The sequence below is a fragment of the Kosakonia oryziphila genome (assembly GCF_900094795.1).
GTDB lineage: Bacteria > Pseudomonadota > Gammaproteobacteria > Enterobacterales > Enterobacteriaceae > Kosakonia > Kosakonia oryziphila.
This window is the reverse complement of sequence record NZ_FMBC01000020.1, coordinates 37,663-55,028: the sequence shown is the minus strand read 5'-3', so window position 1 is coordinate 55,028 and position 17,366 is coordinate 37,663. Positions and strand designations below refer to the sequence as shown.

General features: G+C 53.1%; 18 protein-coding genes and 2 tRNA genes. 10 read left to right on the top strand and 10 right to left on the bottom strand.

Annotation, left to right across the window (positions count from 1 at the left end):
- The first annotated feature begins 98 nt into the window (after positions 1–98).
- The 6 genes from GA0061070_RS11415 to pdxK all read left to right on the top strand — a co-directional run bounded on the left by GA0061070_RS11415 (position 99) and on the right by pdxK (position 5,802).
- Positions 99–1,115: a sulfate ABC transporter substrate-binding protein gene (locus tag GA0061070_RS11415; RefSeq protein ID WP_090136232.1), complete on the top strand. Its 1,017-nt coding sequence runs from the start codon at positions 99–101 to the stop codon at positions 1,113–1,115.
- Positions 1,115–1,948: a sulfate/thiosulfate ABC transporter permease CysT gene (gene cysT, locus GA0061070_RS11410; RefSeq protein ID WP_090136230.1), complete on the top strand. Its 834-nt coding sequence runs from the start codon at positions 1,115–1,117 to the stop codon at positions 1,946–1,948. Before GA0061070_RS11415 ends, cysT begins: the two co-directional genes overlap by 1 nt.
- A complete protein-coding gene (gene cysW, locus GA0061070_RS11405) occupies positions 1,948–2,823 on the top strand; it encodes a sulfate/thiosulfate ABC transporter permease CysW (protein WP_090136228.1) in 876 nt (291 codons plus the stop codon). Before cysT ends, cysW begins: the two co-directional genes overlap by 1 nt.
- A complete protein-coding gene (gene cysA, locus GA0061070_RS11400; RefSeq protein ID WP_090136226.1) occupies positions 2,813–3,907 on the top strand; it encodes a sulfate/thiosulfate ABC transporter ATP-binding protein CysA in 1,095 nt (364 codons plus the stop codon). Before cysW ends, cysA begins: the two co-directional genes overlap by 11 nt.
- A gap of 125 nt (positions 3,908–4,032) precedes the next feature.
- Complete coding sequence (gene cysM, locus GA0061070_RS11395) at positions 4,033–4,944, top strand: cysteine synthase CysM (RefSeq protein ID WP_090136224.1); 912 nt, start codon at positions 4,033–4,035, stop codon at positions 4,942–4,944.
- Positions 4,945–4,962: 18 nt separating this feature from the next.
- Positions 4,963–5,802, top strand: a complete 840-nt coding sequence (gene pdxK, locus GA0061070_RS11390; protein WP_090136222.1) for a pyridoxine/pyridoxal/pyridoxamine kinase — start codon at positions 4,963–4,965, stop codon at positions 5,800–5,802.
- A gap of 48 nt (positions 5,803–5,850) precedes the next feature.
- On the opposite strand, the gene crr is transcribed toward pdxK, so the two are convergent.
- The 5 genes from crr to cysZ form a co-directional block, all read right to left on the bottom strand.
- Positions 5,851–6,360, bottom strand: coding sequence for a PTS glucose transporter subunit IIA (gene crr, locus GA0061070_RS11385; RefSeq protein ID WP_000522253.1), 510 nt, complete (start codon positions 6,358–6,360; stop codon positions 5,851–5,853).
- A gap of 40 nt (positions 6,361–6,400) precedes the next feature.
- Positions 6,401–8,128, bottom strand: a complete 1,728-nt coding sequence (ptsI, locus tag GA0061070_RS11380; protein WP_090136219.1) for a phosphoenolpyruvate-protein phosphotransferase PtsI — start codon at positions 8,126–8,128, stop codon at positions 6,401–6,403.
- Between the two features lie 50 nt (positions 8,129–8,178).
- Positions 8,179–8,436, bottom strand: coding sequence for a phosphocarrier protein Hpr (ptsH, locus tag GA0061070_RS11375; protein ID WP_007370907.1), 258 nt, complete (start codon positions 8,434–8,436; stop codon positions 8,179–8,181).
- A gap of 382 nt (positions 8,437–8,818) precedes the next feature.
- A complete protein-coding gene (gene cysK, locus GA0061070_RS11370; protein WP_090136216.1) occupies positions 8,819–9,790 on the bottom strand; it encodes a cysteine synthase A in 972 nt (323 codons plus the stop codon).
- 145 nt (positions 9,791–9,935) lie between these two features.
- Positions 9,936–10,697: a sulfate transporter CysZ gene (cysZ, locus tag GA0061070_RS11365; protein ID WP_090136214.1), complete on the bottom strand. Its 762-nt coding sequence runs from the start codon at positions 10,695–10,697 to the stop codon at positions 9,936–9,938.
- Between the two features lie 227 nt (positions 10,698–10,924).
- Here cysZ and zipA point away from each other — a divergent pair, with 227 nt between their 5' ends.
- From zipA to GA0061070_RS11350, 3 genes are all read left to right on the top strand, one after another.
- Positions 10,925–11,920, top strand: coding sequence for a cell division protein ZipA (zipA, locus tag GA0061070_RS11360; protein ID WP_090136212.1), 996 nt, complete (start codon positions 10,925–10,927; stop codon positions 11,918–11,920).
- A 70-nt stretch (positions 11,921–11,990) separates the two neighbouring features.
- Positions 11,991–14,009: an NAD-dependent DNA ligase LigA gene (gene ligA / locus GA0061070_RS11355; RefSeq protein WP_090136210.1), complete on the top strand. Its 2,019-nt coding sequence runs from the start codon at positions 11,991–11,993 to the stop codon at positions 14,007–14,009.
- On the top strand, positions 14,010–14,225 hold the full coding sequence (locus GA0061070_RS11350) for a DUF3820 family protein (protein ID WP_007370913.1): 216 nt from the start codon (positions 14,010–14,012) through the stop codon (positions 14,223–14,225).
- On the opposite strand, the gene GA0061070_RS11345 is transcribed toward GA0061070_RS11350, so the two are convergent.
- On the bottom strand, positions 14,222–15,211 hold the full coding sequence (locus GA0061070_RS11345; RefSeq protein ID WP_090136208.1) for a bile acid:sodium symporter family protein: 990 nt from the start codon (positions 15,209–15,211) through the stop codon (positions 14,222–14,224). The genes GA0061070_RS11350 and GA0061070_RS11345 overlap by 4 nt on opposite strands.
- 89 nt (positions 15,212–15,300) lie before the next feature.
- Here GA0061070_RS11345 and GA0061070_RS11340 point away from each other — a divergent pair, with 89 nt between their 5' ends.
- The gene (locus GA0061070_RS11340) at positions 15,301–16,230 is read left to right on the top strand and encodes a LysR family transcriptional regulator (RefSeq protein WP_090136205.1); all 930 of its coding nucleotides are present in this window, start codon (positions 15,301–15,303) and stop codon (positions 16,228–16,230) included.
- Here GA0061070_RS11340 and GA0061070_RS11335 read toward each other — a convergent pair.
- From GA0061070_RS11335 to GA0061070_RS11325, 4 genes are all read right to left on the bottom strand, one after another.
- Positions 16,221–16,565, bottom strand: a complete 345-nt coding sequence (locus GA0061070_RS11335; protein WP_090136204.1) for a FlxA-like family protein — start codon at positions 16,563–16,565, stop codon at positions 16,221–16,223. The two genes, GA0061070_RS11340 and GA0061070_RS11335, sit on opposite strands and share 10 nt — an antisense overlap.
- A gap of 111 nt (positions 16,566–16,676) precedes the next feature.
- Positions 16,677–16,844: a hypothetical protein gene (locus GA0061070_RS25160; RefSeq protein ID WP_167353568.1), complete on the bottom strand. Its 168-nt coding sequence runs from the start codon at positions 16,842–16,844 to the stop codon at positions 16,677–16,679.
- A gap of 361 nt (positions 16,845–17,205) precedes the next feature.
- A tRNA-Lys gene (locus GA0061070_RS11330) sits at positions 17,206–17,281 on the bottom strand.
- A 4-nt stretch (positions 17,282–17,285) separates the two neighbouring features.
- A tRNA-Val gene (locus tag GA0061070_RS11325) sits at positions 17,286–17,361 on the bottom strand.
- Positions 17,362–17,366 lie beyond the last annotated feature (5 nt).

Here is a 17,366-nt window from a genome sequence, read left to right as displayed (position 1 = left end):
ATTCCAAATCACCAAATGGTATATAAAACCGTTACTGTTTTCACACCCGTTATAAATAAACTGAGGGTTGTGAAGTCATCAGCTTATAAGGGTACGCAATGGCCGTTAACTTACTGAAAAAAGGATATCTGACGCTGGCAGCAATGACGCTGTGGGCAGCGCAGGCGCAGGCGACGGAACTGCTAAACAGCTCTTATGATGTGTCACGCGAGCTCTTTGCGGCGCTGAATACGCCGTTTGAACAGCAATGGGCGAAAGATAACCCTGGCGATAAGCTGACGATCAAACAATCCCATGCCGGTTCGTCAAAACAGGCGCTGGCGATTTTGCAGGGACTGAAAGCAGATGTTGTTACCTACAACCAGGTGACGGATGTGCAGATCTTGCACGACAAAGGCAACCTGATCCCGGCGGACTGGCAAAGCCGTTTACCGAATAACAGTTCGCCGTTCTATTCGACGATGGCGTTTCTTGTTCGTAAGGGCAATCCGAAGAATATCCACGAGTGGAGCGACCTGGTACGTTCCGACGTAAAACTGATTTTCCCGAACCCGAAAACCTCCGGTAACGCCCGCTACACTTATCTGGCGGCGTGGGGCGCAGCGGATCAGGCGGATGGTGGCGATAAAGCGAAAACTGAACAGTTTATGACGCAGTTTTTGAAAAACGTTGAAGTGTTCGATACCGGCGGTCGCGGCGCAACCACTACGTTCGTTGAGCGCGGTCTTGGCGATGTGCTGATCACTTTTGAATCCGAAGTCAATAATATCCGCAAGCAGTACGAAGCGCAGGGTTTTGAAGTGGTAGTGCCGAAGGTCAATATCCTGGCGGAATTCCCGGTGGCGTGGGTCGATAAAAATGTAAAAGCTAACGGGACGGAAAAAGCCGCGAAAGCATACCTCAACTGGCTCTACAGCCCCCAGGCGCAAACCATCATCACCGATTACTACTACCGCGTGAATAACCCGGATGTCATGGCAAAGCTGGCGGATAAATTCCCGCAAACGGTGCTGTTTCGCGTGGAAGACAAATTTGGCTCCTGGCCTGATGTGATGAAAACCCACTTCGCCAGCGGTGGCGAGCTGGACAAGTTACTGGCGGCGGGGCGTAAGTGATGTTTGCAGGAACCGCAAAACGTGTGTTGCCGGGGTTTGGTTTAAGCCTCGGTGGCAGCCTGTTTTTTGTTTGTCTGGTATTGCTGCTGCCGCTGAGCGCACTGGTAATGCAACTGGCGCAAATGAGCTGGTCGCAATACTGGGAAGTGGTCACCAACCCACAGGTGGTGGCGGCCTATAAAGTTACTTTGCTGTCGGCGTTTGTGGCGTCAGTTTTTAACGGCGTTTTTGGTCTGCTGATGGCCTGGATCCTCACCCGTTACCGTTTTCCGGGACGCACGCTGCTGGATGCGCTGATTGACCTGCCGTTTGCACTGCCGACTGCGGTGGCCGGTTTGACGCTGGCCTCGTTGTTTTCCGTGAACGGATTTTATGGCGAGTGGCTGGCGAAGTTCGATATCAAAGTGACTTACACCTGGCTTGGCATTGCAGTGGCAATGGCCTTTACCAGCATCCCGTTTGTGGTGCGTACCATCCAGCCGGTGCTGGAGGAGTTAGGGCCTGAATACGAAGAAGCGGCGGAAACCCTCGGCGCAACACGCTGGCAGAGCTTTCGTCGCGTTGTTTTGCCTGAGCTTTCCCCGGCGCTGATGGCGGGTGTGGCGCTGTCATTCACCCGCAGTCTCGGCGAATTTGGCGCGGTGATCTTTATCGCCGGTAACATTGCCTGGAAGACCGAAGTCACCTCGCTGATGATTTTTGTTCGCTTGCAGGAGTTTGATTACCCGGCGGCGAGTGCAATTGCTTCGGTGATCCTCGCGGCGTCTCTGCTGCTGCTGTTTTCCATCAACACCCTGCAAAGCCGCTTTGGCCAGCGTGTAGTAGGTCACTAATGGCGGAAATAACCGAATTGAAACGCTATGACAAACCTCAGGTGAACTGGGGGAAACTATTTTTGATTGCCGCGGGGGTTTTGCTCTCCGCGTTTATCCTCGTCGTGCCGATGATATATATCTTCGTACAGGCTTTCAGTAAAGGGCTGGCACCGGTGCTGGAAAATCTGGCGAATGCCGACATGCTGCATGCCATCTGGCTGACGGTGCTGATTGCGCTGATCACCGTACCGGTTAACCTGGTGTTTGGCACACTGTTGGCGTGGCTGGTAACCCGTTTTAACTTTCCTGGTCGCCAGCTTTTGCTGACATTACTGGATATCCCGTTTGCGGTTTCACCAGTGGTTGCAGGTCTGGTTTATCTGCTGTTTTACGGTTCGAATGGCCCGCTTGGCGGCTGGCTGGATGCGCATAACCTGCAAATTATGTTTGCCTGGCCGGGCATGGTGTTGGTTACCATTTTCGTCACCTGTCCGTTCGTTGTGCGCGAACTGGTTCCGGTGATGCTGAGCCAGGGGAGTCAGGAAGATGAAGCGGCGATCCTGCTGGGGGCCAGCGGCTGGCAGATGTTTCGCCGCGTAACGCTGCCGAATATCCGTTGGGCGCTGTTGTATGGCGTGGTGCTGACCAACGCGCGTGCGATTGGCGAGTTTGGCGCGGTCTCGGTGGTCTCCGGTTCGATCCGTGGTGAGACGCTGTCGCTGCCGCTACAAATTGAGTTACTGCAGCAGGACTACAACACCGTAGGCGCATTTACCGCCGCCGCTCTGCTGACCCTGATGGCTATTTTGACACTGTTTTTGAAGAGCGCGTTGCAGTGGCGTTTGAACAACCATGAAAAACGCCAGCAACAGGAGGGAAATCATGAGCATTGAGATTGCCAATATTAAGAAGTCCTTTGGTCGCACCCAGGTGCTGAATGATATCTCGCTGGATATCCCTTCCGGGCAAATGGTGGCGCTACTGGGGCCATCCGGTTCCGGGAAGACCACGCTGTTGCGCATTATCGCCGGGCTGGAACACCAGACCAGCGGTCGTATTCGTTTTCACGGTACGGATGTAAGTCGGTTGCATGCCCGCGATCGCCGCGTTGGTTTTGTGTTTCAGCACTATGCACTGTTCCGCCATATGACAGTCTTCGATAACATCGCTTTTGGTCTGACGGTGCTACCACGTCGCGAGCGGCCGAATGCCGCTGTAATCAAAGCCAAAGTGACGCAGTTGCTGGAGATGGTGCAGCTTGCCCATCTGGCAGAACGCTACCCTGCACAGCTTTCCGGCGGGCAGAAGCAGCGTGTGGCACTGGCGCGTGCGCTGGCGGTAGAGCCGCAGATCCTGCTGCTGGATGAACCGTTTGGTGCACTGGATGCACAGGTGCGTAAAGAGCTGCGTCGCTGGCTGCGTCAGTTGCATGAAGAGCTAAAATTTACCAGCGTGTTCGTCACTCACGACCAGGAAGAGGCGACGGAAGTGGCCGATCGCGTGGTGGTGATGAGCCAGGGAAACATTGAACAGGCGGATGCGCCGGATCAGGTGTGGCGCGAACCAGCAACCCGCTTTGTGCTGGAGTTTATGGGCGAGGTCAATCGCCTGAAAGGCACTGTGACGGGTGGGCAGTTCCTGGTGGGTGCACATCGCTGGCCGCTGGGTTATACGCCCGCCTGGCAGGGTGAAGTGGATCTGTTTTTGCGTCCCTGGGAAGTGGATATCAGTCGCCGCACTAGCCTGGATTCTCCATTGCCGGTGCAGGTACTGGAAGCCAGTCCGAAAGGACACTATACCCAACTGGTAGTACAGCCGCTCGGCTGGAACCCGGAACCTCTCACCGTTGTGATGCGCGATGAGCAACCGCCGCAGCGTGGCGAGCGCTTGTTTGTCGGTTTGCAGCATGCGCGGTTGTATAACGGCAATGAACGTATTGACGTCGGTACAGATCTTGCTCTGGCGGAAACTGCCTGATAGGTTAAGCACTATGTCTATCGCCCGGTAGCGCTTTGCTTACCGGGCCTACAATATCTGCATCTGCACTGCTTTGTAGGCCGGGTAAATGTAGCGCGACCCGGCTTTTTTATTGAGCAGGAACCGTGAAAACATTAGAAGATACCATCGGCAATACGCCGCTGGTTAAATTGCAACGCCTCACGCCGGATAACGGCAGCGAAATTTGGGTCAAACTGGAAGGTAACAACCCCGCTGGATCGGTCAAAGATCGCGCCGCACTGTCGATGATTGTGCAGGCGGAAAAGCGCGGAGAGATTAAGCCCGGGGATGTGCTGATTGAAGCCACCAGCGGCAATACCGGGATCGCGCTGGCGATGATAGCGGCGCTGAAAGGCTATCGCATGAAATTGCTGATGCCGGACAACATGAGCCAGGAACGTCGTGCAGCGATGCGCGCCTATGGCGCGGAGCTGATTCTGGTTACCAAAGAGCAGGGAATGGAAGGCGCGCGCGATCTGGCGCTGGAAATGGCCGCAAACGGCGAGGGCAGACTGCTCGATCAATTCAACAACCCGGATAATCCCTACGCCCACTACACTACCACCGGCCCGGAAATCTGGCAGCAGACCGCCGGGCGGATCACCCATTTTGTCTCCAGCATGGGCACAACCGGGACCATTACCGGCGTGTCGCGTTTTCTGCGTGAACAGGATAAAACCATCACTATTGTCGGGCTGCAACCGGAAGAGGGGAGCAGCATTCCTGGTATTCGCCGCTGGCCTGCCGAATATATGCCGGGCATTTTTAACGCCGCGCTGGTGGATGAGGTTCTGGATATCCATCAACGTGAGGCAGAAAATACCATGCGCGCGCTGGCGGTTCAGGAGGGGATTTTCTGCGGCGTCAGTTCTGGCGGTGCGGTAGCGGGGGCGCTGCGCGTGGCGAAAAGTACGCCAGGTGCAGTGATCGTCGCTATCATCTGCGATCGCGGCGATCGTTACCTCTCCACTGGTGTGTTTGGTGAAGAGAGTTATTCGCAGGGCGCGGGAATTTAACCCGTTAAGGAAGAGTCGATGGAGATGATCCTGTTTCGGGATAAAACCCGGGCGCAGCAGGCTGATATTGTTGCGGTGCAGTCTCAGGTTGTATACGGTAGCGTCGGCAACAGCATTGCGGTGCCAAATATTCGTCAGCACAATCTCAATGTACTGGCCGTGCCGACCGTGCTGTTCAGCAATACGCCACATTACGATACCTTTTATGGCGGCGTGATCCCGGATGAGTGGTTTAGCGGTTACCTGCAAGCGCTGGAAGAGCGCGATGTTTTGCGTACGCTGAAAGCGGTAACCACCGGCTACATGGGAAGTGCCAGCCAGATTGTGCTGCTGGCAACGTGGCTTAAAGCACTACGGGAGAAACACCCGCTGCTAGTGATTCTGGTCGATCCGGTTATTGGCGATACTGACAGCGGTATCTATGTAAAAGCGGAAATACCTCAGGCCTACCGTGAACATTTGCTGCCGCTGGCGCAGGGGATCACGCCGAACGTGTTTGAACTGGAAATTCTCAGCGGCAAACCGTGCCGGGATCTGCAAAGCGCTATCGCCGCAGCAAAAGGGCTGTTGTCTTCTACTCTGCTCTGGGTGGCGATCACCAGCGCGCCGGTCGATGAGGATGACGGTCAGATACATGTGGTGCTGGTGACAGCGGATGGGGTTACCGTCAGTGGTTATCCGCGTGTCGAAACGGATTTGAAAGGCACCGGCGATCTGTTTTGCTCCGAGTTGGTCAGCAGCGTTATTCAGGGAAATAAACTGGAAGTGGCCGTTCGCGCAGCAGGGAACAGAGTGGTGCAGGTAATGGGCTATACGTTGGAGAAAGGTTACGACGAGCTTATTTTACCGCCGTGCTGACCAAAATAAGAATGGCGCCCGCAGGCGCCATTCTTTTATGCATTGAGCTTATTTTTTGATGCGGATAACCGGGGTCTCGCCCACGGTGACGCTACCAGAAAGTTTAATCAGCTCTTTGATTTCGTCCATGTTGGAGATAACAACCGGAGTCAAAGTAGACTTGGCTTTCTCTTCCAGTAGCGGCAGATCAAATTCGATTACCGGGTCACCAACTTTCACGCGTTGGCCTTCTTCCGCAATGCGTTTGAAGCCTTCGCCTTTCAGTTCAACGGTGTCGATACCGAAGTGAACAAACAGTTCGATGCCGCTATCGGATTCGATAGAGAAGGCATGGTTGGTTTCAAAGATTTTGCCGATAGTACCATCAACCGGAGCAACCATTTTATTGCCGGTCGGTTTGATGGCGATGCCATCACCAACGATTTTTTCAGCGAACACCACATCCGGCACATCTTCAATATTGACGATTTCGCCAGAAAGCGGGGCAACAATCTCAATGGTTCCGGTGTCTTTTTTATCATCAGAAACCAGAGATTTCAGTTTATCGAACAAACCCATGATCTTCTCCTAAGCAGTAATTTGGGCCGCATCTCGTGGATTAGCAGATTGTTTTTTCTTCAATGAACTTGTTAACCAGCATCATTAACTCGTCCGTTGTCGGTTGAGCAAGAGCCTGCTCTGCTAACACCTTCGCATCTTCGAAGTTTGTGTTACGGATAATCTTCTTAATGCGCGGGATAGAAATGGCACTCATACTGAATTCATCCAGACCCATCCCCAGCAACAGAAGTGTAGCACGTTCATCGCCAGCAAGCTCACCGCACATGCCAGTCCATTTGCCTTCTGCATGAGAAGCATCAATAACTTGCTTGATCAGGGTGAGTACTGACGGTGACATCGGCTGGTAAAGATGCGAGATCATATCATTACCACGGTCAACTGCCAGGGTGTACTGCGTTAAATCATTGGTACCGATACTAAAGAAATCAACTTCTTTGGCCAGATGACGAGCAATAGTTGCCGCGGCTGGCGTTTCCACCATCACGCCAACCTCAATGCTTTCGTCAAATGCTTTGCCTTCCTGACGGAGTTCCTGTTTGTAGATTTCAATCTCTTTTTTCAGTGCGCGCACTTCTTCAACAGAGATGATCATCGGGAACATAATGCGCAGTTTGCCGAAAGCAGAAGCACGCAGAATAGCGCGAACCTGATCGCGCAGGATCTCTTTGCGATCCATTGCGATACGCACGGCGCGCCAGCCGAGGAACGGGTTCTCTTCTTTCGGGAAATTCATGTACGGCAGCTCTTTATCGCCACCAATGTCCATGGTACGTACAATCACGGCCTGAGAGCCACAGGCTTCAGCTACTGCTTTGTAGGCTTCGAACTGCTCTTCTTCAGTTGGCAGCGCGTCGCGGTCCATGAACAGGAACTCGGTACGGTACAGACCAACACCTTCAGCGCCATTGCGCTCTGCGCCCGCGACATCGCGAACAGTACCGATGTTGGCACAGACTTCGACCTGATGGCCATCAAGGGTGATTGCCGGCAGGTCTTTCAGTTTCGCCAGTTCGGCTTTTTCTGCAGCAACCTGAGCTTGCGCAGCACGCAGGGTTTCGATCTCTTCGTCGCTCGGGTTAACGTATACTTTGTTGTTAACCGCATCGAGGATCAGATAGTCGCCATTTTTCACCTGAGTGGTGACGCTACCGGTGCCCACAATTGCAGGCAGCTCAAGAGAGCGCGCCATGATAGAGGTGTGAGAGGTGCGACCACCGATATCGGTGATAAAACCGAGCACTTTTTTCAGATTCAACTGGGCCGTTTCTGACGGGGTCAGATCCGCAGCAACCAAAATAACTTCTTCCTGAATCGCGCTCAGGTCAATGATCGGCATGCCCAGAATGTTACGCAGCAGACGCTTACCGATATCGCGCACATCAGCCGCGCGCTCTTTCAGGTATTCGTCATCCAGCTCTTCCAGGGCGGTAGCCTGACCTTCGATAACTTCATGCGCCGCAGCATCGGCAGTCATGCTCTTATCTTTAATCAGGGCTATGATTTCCTGCTCCAGCTCCTCATCTTCCAGCAGCATGATGTGCCCTTCGAAGATGGCTTCTTTTTCTTCACCGAAAGTTTCACCCGCTTTCGTTTTGATCGCTTCAAGCTGCGCCGATGCCTTGGCACGGCCGCTCAGAAAACGCTCAATTTCCTGGTCAACCTTGTCGGCAGAAACTTTCTTCCGGTCGATGACTATTTCATCTTCTTTCAGCAGCAGTGCTTTACCGAAAGCGATACCCGGGGATGCTAAAATGCCTGAAATCATAACCCTACCTTTACTTGTGACTGATCTTGAAAAGAACTGGTAAGTAAAACTTACTCGAGTTCTGCCATCAGCTTAACCAGATGTTCTACTGCTTTTTGCTCGTCTTCGCCTTCAGCGGTCAACGTCACAACAGTACCTTGAGTCAGGCCCAGAGTTTGCAGTTTGAACAGGCTTTTCGCGCTGGCGCTTTTGCCGTTGGAAGTCACAGTGATTTCAGAAGAGAAGCCTTTCGCTTCTTTAACAAACTGAGCAGCAGGGCGGGTATGCAGACCGTTCGGAGCGGTAATAGTTACTTCTTGCTGGAACATTGTATTTCCCCAACTTATAGGTTTAGTGTTGTGGAACTAAAGTCTAGCCTGGAGGCTTGACTTTAGCCTGTATTGTTAGCGCCGACGCAACGGGAAAAAGGTGCAGAAGTTCACCTGTGCTATCCGGCGTGGGCGCTTCTGGCCGTTAACGTTTCGCTCGTCATTAAACATTATGCCGCGAAAGCCAGAATTGAACCAAATCATAAAATCGATTCAGCCAGCTGAAATCTCACTTCGATTAATTTCGCGCTTCAAAATAAATGTGCTGGTTAAATACCAGAACAGGCGTTTTCAAGCAATGCCAGGAGGGATGAAAATTTGATATGTGCCACAAAAAAGCACCTCGAGAGGTGCTTTTTTGCGCTTTATTTACAAACTGGCATCACTGTTGCAGTTCTTTTTCAGTGAAAAGATCAGCAAACAAAGCCGTACTCAAATAACGCTCACCTGAAGACGGAAGGATAACCACAATATTTTTATTGGTAAAGGATTCATCTTCTTGCAACTTCAGCGCTGCGGCAACAGCTGCGCCGGAAGAGATGCCTGCCAGAATACCTTCTTCTTCCATCAGACGACGCGCAGTGCTGATCGCCTCTTCGTTGGTGATTTTAACCACTTTATCGATCAGTTTCAGATCGAGGTTGCCAGGGATAAAACCGGCACCGATACCCTGAATCTTATGTGGGCCCGGCTTCAGCTCTTCGCCTGACAGCGCCTGAGAGATAACCGGAGAGTCGGTTGGTTCAACCGCAACCGCAATCAGATCGGTTTTCCCTTTGGTATTTTTAATAAAGCGAGTCACGCCTGTCAGCGTACCGCCGGTACCCACGCCGGAGATGAAAACATCCACCTGACCATCGGTATCTTCCCAGATTTCCGGGCCGGTGGTTTTTTCGTGAATTTCCGGGTTTGCCGGGTTGCTGAACTGCTGAAGCAGCAGATATTTCGCTGGATCGCTGGCGACAATTTCTTCTGCTTTCTGAATCGCGCCTTTCATGCCTTTTGCGCCTTCAGTCAGAACCAGGTTCGCGCCCAGCGCTTTCAGCAGCTTACGGCGTTCGATACTCATGGTTTCTGGCATGGTCAGCGTCAGTTTGTAGCCGCGAGCGGCGGCAACGTACGCCAGCGCGATACCCGTGTTACCGCTGGTTGGTTCAACCAGCTCGACGCCCGGTTTCAGTACGCCGCGTTTTTCGGCATCCCAAATCATATTGGCACCGATACGGCATTTTACGCTAAAGCTCGGGTTGCGGGATTCGACCTTCGCCAGGATACGTCCGTTACCGATGCGGTTCAGTCGAACCAGCGGCGTATGACCAATCGTCAACGAGTTGTCTTCAAAAATCTTACTCATAGCCTGTCCTGTCCTTAACTGTATGAAATTTGGGAACCACATCAGCATACGCACTTACCCGTGATGGGGAAGTAAAGAAATCGCATATCTATATGCTGCGGTGAAATAATGGTTACCAGTATGGAATAAGAAACGGAATAATTCCTCAGTGCCAGGCAGCATGTTTTTCGCGATAGCAATCGACCCACATCGCTGTCGCGCCACACACTGCTACGGGCATTACCACCAGGTTAAGTACGGGGATCATCGTGAATAAGCTGGTCAATGCGCCAAATTGCATATTGATGATTTTGCGTTCACGCAGGGCAACGCGCATCGCCTTGAACGGGACTTTATGGTTATCGAACGGGTAATCGCAATACTGTATTGACAGCATCCACGCGCTGAACAGGAACCACAATACCGGCGCAACGGTTTGCCCGATGCCGGGGATAAAGTAGAGGATCAGCAAGAGAAGCGCGCGCGGCAGATACCAGGCCAGCTTTTGCCATTCGCGCTTCATAATCCGTGGTACATCTTTCAGTACACCTAAAACGCCGGTATCCGGCGGCGTCGCGCCCGTTAAACGCGCTTCCAGTTGTTCGGCGAGCAGGCCGTTAAACGGCGCCGCAATCCAGTTGGCCAGCGTAGAGAAAAAGTAACCAAACACCAATAAAATGGAGATCACCACGATCGGCCATAACAGATAGCTTAACCACTGTAGCCAGTCGGGCACGTGACTCATTAATGAAGGGATCCAGGTGTCAAGACGGGAAAACAGCCACCAGAAAGCGCCGCCCATCAACACAATATTGACCAGCAATGGCAGAATGACAAAGCGACGAACGCCTGGCAGCGTGACCAGTTTCCAGCCTTGGGTAAAATAAAAGAGGCCGCTGTGTGCAGTGTCCCGGGACGATGAAACCATAATCTGGCTATACTCCTTTAGTGATGATCCTCGAACGGCAGCTTATAATATTCATCCAGGCGGCGAAACCTATTCAGAAATGTTCGAAAAAACAGCAAAAAACACAATTTAGTTCATCTTTATGCGGTGAAACCCACGAGCACACTTGCACTTGACGTAATCGGCAAATACTCTTAGTGAGTAAATGTTTGCCGTGGTGGCAAGGTGTTAGAACAACAGAGAATATAATGATGCAGGATTTGCGTCTGATATTAATCATTGTTGGCGCGATCGCCATAATCGCTTTACTGGTTCACGGTTTTTGGACCAGCCGTAAAGAACGTTCCTCAATGTTCCGCGATCGCCCATTAAAACGCATGAAGTCGCGACGTGACGACGACGAGTTGGATGACGAGGATGTCGATGACGACGAAGGCGTAGGTGAAGTTCGTGTTCACAAAGTGAATCACGCGCCGAGATCGGGTAGTGAGCAAGATGCGTCGCGTCAGTCTCCCCAACATCAATATCAGCCGCCTTACGCGTCGGCGCAACCGCGTCCGTCGGCACCGGTTCAACCCGAAGAGCCACCGCATCATGTGTCGCAATCCAGAAATCAGCCGCAGCAGCACCAGCCAGAGCGTCCGCAAGTGCAGGCACCGTCGTTTGAGCAACAGCCTGTTCGCCTAACTGCGCAGCCAGTAACACCGCAGCAACACGCACCGCAGTATCAGACGCCGCAGCAACCTCCTTATCAACCACAGGTTCATGAACCTGCGCCACAGCCGGAGCCGGTTATCGAAACGCCGCCGGAAAAACCGCAACGCAAAGAAACTGTCATTATCATGAACGTCGCTGCACATCATGGCAGTATGCTTAACGGCGATGTGCTGCTGAACAGTATTTTGCAGGCCGGGTTTAAATTTGGCGATATGAGTATTTTCCATCGTCATCTCAGTCCGGACGGCAGCGGCCCGACGCTCTTCAGCCTGGCCAATATGGTTAACCCGGGAACGTTTGATGTTGAAACGATGGGCGAGCTGGCCACGCCTGGTGTCACTATCTTTATGCAGGTGCCATCCTACGGTGACGAACTGCAAAACTTCAAACTGATGTTACAATCCGCGCAACATATCGCCGACGAAGTGGGCGGTGTGGTGCTTGACGATCAGCGCCGGATGATGACACCGCAGAAATTGCGTGAATACCAGGATCGTATTCGCGAGGTTAAAGACGCCAACGTGTAATGGATTGACCACGAATATTCCACTCCAGAACCCCCGCCTGTCGGGGGTTTTTTATCATTGATGGTGCGACATGGAATCGATTGAACAACAACTAACAGAGCTGCGAACGACGCTTCGCCATCATGAATATCTGTACCACGTTATGGACGCGCCGGAAGTTCCGGACGCCGAGTATGATCGCCTGTTGCGTGAACTGCGCGAGCTTGAAGCGCAACATCCGGAGCTGATTACGCCCGATTCGCCCACTCAGCGCGTAGGCGCGGCGCCGCTGACCGCCTTCAGCCAGGTGCGCCACGAAGTACCTATGCTGTCACTGGATAACGTGTTCGACGAGGAGAGCTTCCTCGCTTTTAACAAGCGCGTACAGGATCGGCTGAAAAGCACCGATGCGCTGATCTACTGCTGCGAGTTAAAGCTTGATGGTCTGGCGGTGAGTATTCTCTATGAGAATGGCGTGCTGATCCGCGCGGCAACGCGTGGTGACGGGACAACTGGCGAAGACATTACCAGCAACGTGCGCACTATCCGCGCTATCCCACTCAAGCTGCACGGTGACAATATTCCCGCCCGCCTTGAAGTGCGCGGCGAAGTCTTTTTACCGCAGTCGGGTTTTGAAAAGATCAACGAAGAAGCGCGTCGCACTGGCGCGAAAGTGTTCGCCAATCCACGCAATGCGGCGGCGGGATCATTACGCCAGCTTGACCCGCGTATTACGGCGAAACGTCCGCTTACTTTCTTCTGTTATGGTGTCGGCATCCTTGAAGGCGGCGAGCTACCGCGCAGCCATATGGGGCGTTTGCAACAGTTCAAGGCCTGGGGTTTGCCGGTGAGTGAGCGCATACGTCTTTGTGATTCGCCGGAAGCGGTACTGGCGTTCTACCATCAGGTGGAAAACGATCGTCCGACGCTGGGCTTCGACATTGACGGTGTGGTGATAAAGGTTGATTCGCTGGAGTTGCAGGAGCAACTGGGTTTTGTCGCGCGCGCACCGCGCTGGGCGGTGGCGTTCAAATTCCCGGCGCAGGAGCAGATGACCTTCGTTCGTGATGTCGAATTTCAGGTTGGCCGCACCGGGGCTATCACACCGGTTGCCCGGCTGGAGCCGGTACACGTTGCTGGTGTGTTGGTGAGTAACGCCACGCTGCACAATGCTGATGAAATCGATCGGCTTGGGTTGCGTATTGGCGATAAAGTGGTGATTCGCCGCGCCGGAGATGTGATCCCGCAGGTGGTCAGCGTGGTGCTCGCCGAGCGCCCCGAAGAGACGCGCGAAGTGATTTTCCCGCAACATTGCCCGGTATGTGGCTCCGATGTGGAGCGTGTTGAAGGCGAGGCTGTCGCTCGCTGTACTGGTGGCTTAATTTGCGGCGCGCAGCGCAAAGAATCACTTAAACATTTTGTTTCCCGCCGCGCGATGGATGTAGACGGCATGGGCGATAAAATCATCGACCAACTGGTAGAGAAAGAGTATGTCCAGACGCCTGCGGATCTGTTCCGTTTGACGGCGGGCAAGCTGACCGGCCTTGATCGCATGGGGCCTAAATCGGCGCAAAACATTATTACGGCGCTGGAAAACGCTAAAGAGACGACGTTTGCCCGGTTCCTTTATGCGCTGGGGATCCGCGAAGTGGGTGAGGCCACAGCGGCAGGGCTGGCCGCGTATTTTGGTACGCTGGAGGCGCTGATGGCGGCATCGGTGGATGAGTTACAAAAAGTACCGGATGTGGGGGTTGTGGTCGCGAAACATGTGGACAACTTCTTCAATGAAGAGAGTAATCGTGAGGTGATCGCACAATTGGTGGGTGAAGTGGGTATTCACTGGCCTGCGCCGTTGGTGGTCAATGCCGAAGAGATCGACAGCGCGTTTGCGGGTAAAACGGTGGTGCTGACTGGTAGCCTTAGCCAACTCTCACGTGATGAAGCTAAAGCACGTCTGATGGCGCTAGGGGCCAAAGTCGCCGGTAGCGTGTCGAAAAAAACCGATCTGGTGATCGCCGGGGAAGCGGCAGGTTCAAAACTGGCAAAAGCGCAGGAACTGGGGATCGCTGTGATTGATGAAGCGGAGATGATCCGGCTGCTGGGGGAATAAATGGAAAAAGAACAGCTCGTCGACATTGCCAACACCGTGATGCCCTTTGGTAAATACCAGGGGCGACGGCTGATCGATTTGCCGGAAGAGTATTTGTTGTGGTTTGCCCGGAAAGATGAGTTTCCTGCCGGGCGACTGGGGGAGTTGATGCAGATTACCCTGCTTATCAAAACCGAGGGGTTGAGCCATCTGGTGCAACCCCTGAAGCGCGGCTAGGCTTTTGCTGCTTCCTGCGCCTGCTGCTGCTCCGCCTGACGTTTGTAGCGGCGGGCCAGCATGGCGCAAACCATCAGTTGGATCTGGTGGAAGATCATCAGCGGCAGCACCATCATGCCAATCACTGAAGTCGGAAAGAGAATGTTCGCCATCGGGATACCGTTGGCGAGACTTTTCTTCGAACCGCAGAACACAATGGTAATTTCATCCGCTTTGTTAAAGCCGCACTTCCGCGCCACCACAATGTTCACCATGATAACAATCGCCAGCAGTACAAGGCTTGCAGCCACGATAAACAGCAGTGAACCGGCGCCCACTTTATGCCAGATACCGTTCACCACTGCTTCACTGAACGCGGAGTAAACCACCAGCAGAATCGAGGTCTGGTCGGTTTTTGAAATCCATTTTTTATGTTTCGCTACAAACGCGCCGGTCCACGGGCGTGACAGGTGACCAAGCACAAACGGCAGCAGCAATTGCAGCATGATCTTGCCCACTTGTTCGAGACTGCCGCCAGCGCCGTGCAGATTCATCAGCAAGCCGACCAGCAACGGCGAGAGGAAGATCCCCAGCAGGCTGGAGGCCGATGCAGAACACACGGCAGCAGCAACGTTACCGCCCGCCAGTGAGGTAAAGGCAATCGCTGACTGAACTGTGGCGGGCAGAATGCACAGGTAGAGGAAACCGGTATACAACTCCTGGCTGACATTCACCGGCGACCACCAGACAAACAGCACGCCAAGCACCGGGAAAAGCACAAAGGTGCTGCACATCACCCACAGATGCAAACGCCAGTGACTACCGCCCGCAATGATCGCTTCGCGTGAGAGTTTCGCGCCATGCATAAAAAACAGCAGCGCAATGGCGGCGGTGGTTAACCCTTCAAAGAAAGGGACAAAACTGCCGCGTGCGGGAAAGAAAGAGGCCAGTAGAACGGTACACACCAGAGTGAGAGTAAAAGGGTCAAGGATTCGAAAAAGTTTCATGTGCACTCCTGAAAGTCGATGTCGCTATTGTGCTTTTTCTTCTTTGAGAAATAAAATTGATTTATTGCATCCATTCATGAATTAATCAGATGAATTACTCGTTACGTCAGTTACGCGTCTTTGTCACCGTCGCGCAGGCCAAAAGTTTTAGCCGGGCAGGAGACATCATTGGCTTGAGTCAGTCTGCCGTCAGCCACAGTGTGAAAGAGCTGGAGTTGCAAACCGGTGTGCGTCTTCTCGATCGCACCACCCGTGAAGTGGTGCTGACCGAAGCGGGCCAGCAACTGGCTTTGCGGCTGGAGCGCTTATTAGAAGAGCTTAGCAGCACGCTGCGCGAAGCCGGGCGCGTCGGTCAGCAATTAACCGGTACCGTACGTGTGGCCGCCAGCCAGACCATTTCCGCGCACCTGATCCCACAGTGCATCGCCAGCAGTAATCAGCGCTACCCGGAGATCGATTTTGTGCTGCATGACAGGCCGCAGCAATGGGTGCTGGAGAGCATTCGGCAGGGGGAAGTGGATTTTGGCATTGTGATCGATCCCGGTCCGGCGAGCGATCTTCAGAGTGAAGCGATCCTGGAAGAACCCTTTTTCCTGCTTTGCCGCAACGATCATCCGTGGGCGCAGCTTACGGCTGTTCCCTGGTCCGCGCTTGATGGCGCACGTCTGGTGGTACAGGATTATGCTTCAGGTAGTCGGCCGTTAATTGATGCGGCATTACAGCATTTTTCCCTGCAAACCGCGATTGTTCAGGAGATTGGCCATCCGGCGACGCTGTTTCCGATGGTGGAAGCGGGGATTGGTATCAGCATTTTACCTGCGCTGGCATTGCCATTGCCGCAGGGAAGCCAGCTTGCGGTGAAACGACTGGTGCCGGAGATGCAACGAAAAATTATGCTGGTACGACGGAAGAACCGTTCGTTATCTGGGGCAGCGCAGGCGCTGTGGGAAGTGGTAAAAGAACAGGCCTGGTGTTTAAACCGGGCCCGCGAAGACGATCCACTATTTACTCAGACGTAAATATCAATCGAATGCTCGTCAGAAGGGGAATTCACACCTTCCACTTTGCCTTGTTGCTGAGCCTGCTTGTGTTCAGATTCCTGCGCTTGTTTGCGCTGCAGTTGTGCCAGTTGCGCTTGCAGTTGCTCGATTTGAGCCTGGATCGCCTCCTGCTGTTTCTTTTTGTTTTCAGCCGTACCGCTGCCGTTAGCGACTTCTTTCAACTGCTGCGTTAGCTTAGTGATCTGCTGACTAATGCGGCTGATTTGCGCTGATACATCATTACCGGACGAGGAACTGGAACTGCTTGTGCTACTGCTTTGTATTGATGGAGTTGATGTTGCTATGGTGGTCATTGAGATCTCCTTTTCGCCTTAAAAGAGTGTTATCGGCGTAGTCAGCGAAGACTTGAACTGCATTCACTGTTGTTCGTAAAGTGAGCATCATATCCGGGCATTAAGGATAAATTATGAATAAAAGCTATCAGCTTTACTTCTTGAAAAGAAAACAGTTTTGATGTTTTTGATTGCTGCCGGGTGAATTTTTAATGCTGCTTTAAAGGAAATCTTCGGGATTGCCGTATTGGTGGGTCGTGCAGGATGACTCGCTTCGCTCGCCCTTCGGGCCGTCGCCACAAACGGCTCCGTTGTCTCACTGTGCTACTCGTCTCATCCTGAGACTCGCCCTTCGGGCCAACGCTGGTGCGTTGTTCAAAATTGTTCCCGACAATTTTGTCGAATCTTGTATATTGCAGATAGCAAAAAAGCGCCGCCAGCGCCATTTTTACATTGGTGGGTCGTGCAGGATGACTCGCTTCGCTCGCCCTTCGGGTCGTCGCCACAAACGGCTCCGTTGTCTCACTGTGCTACTCGTCTCATCCTGAGACTCGCCCTTCGGGCCAACGCTGGTGCGTTGTTCAAAATTGTTCCCGACAATTTTGTCGAATCTTGTATATTGCAGATAGCAAAAAAGCACCTTTAGGGCGCTTTTTTACATTGGTGGGTCGTGCAGGATTCGAACCTGCGACCAATTGATTAAAAGTCAACTGCTCTACCAACTGAGCTAACGACCCGAAGTGGTGGGTGATGACGGGATCGAACCGCCGACCCCCTCCTTGTAAGGGAGGTGCTCTCCCAGCTGAGCTAATCACCCACTTC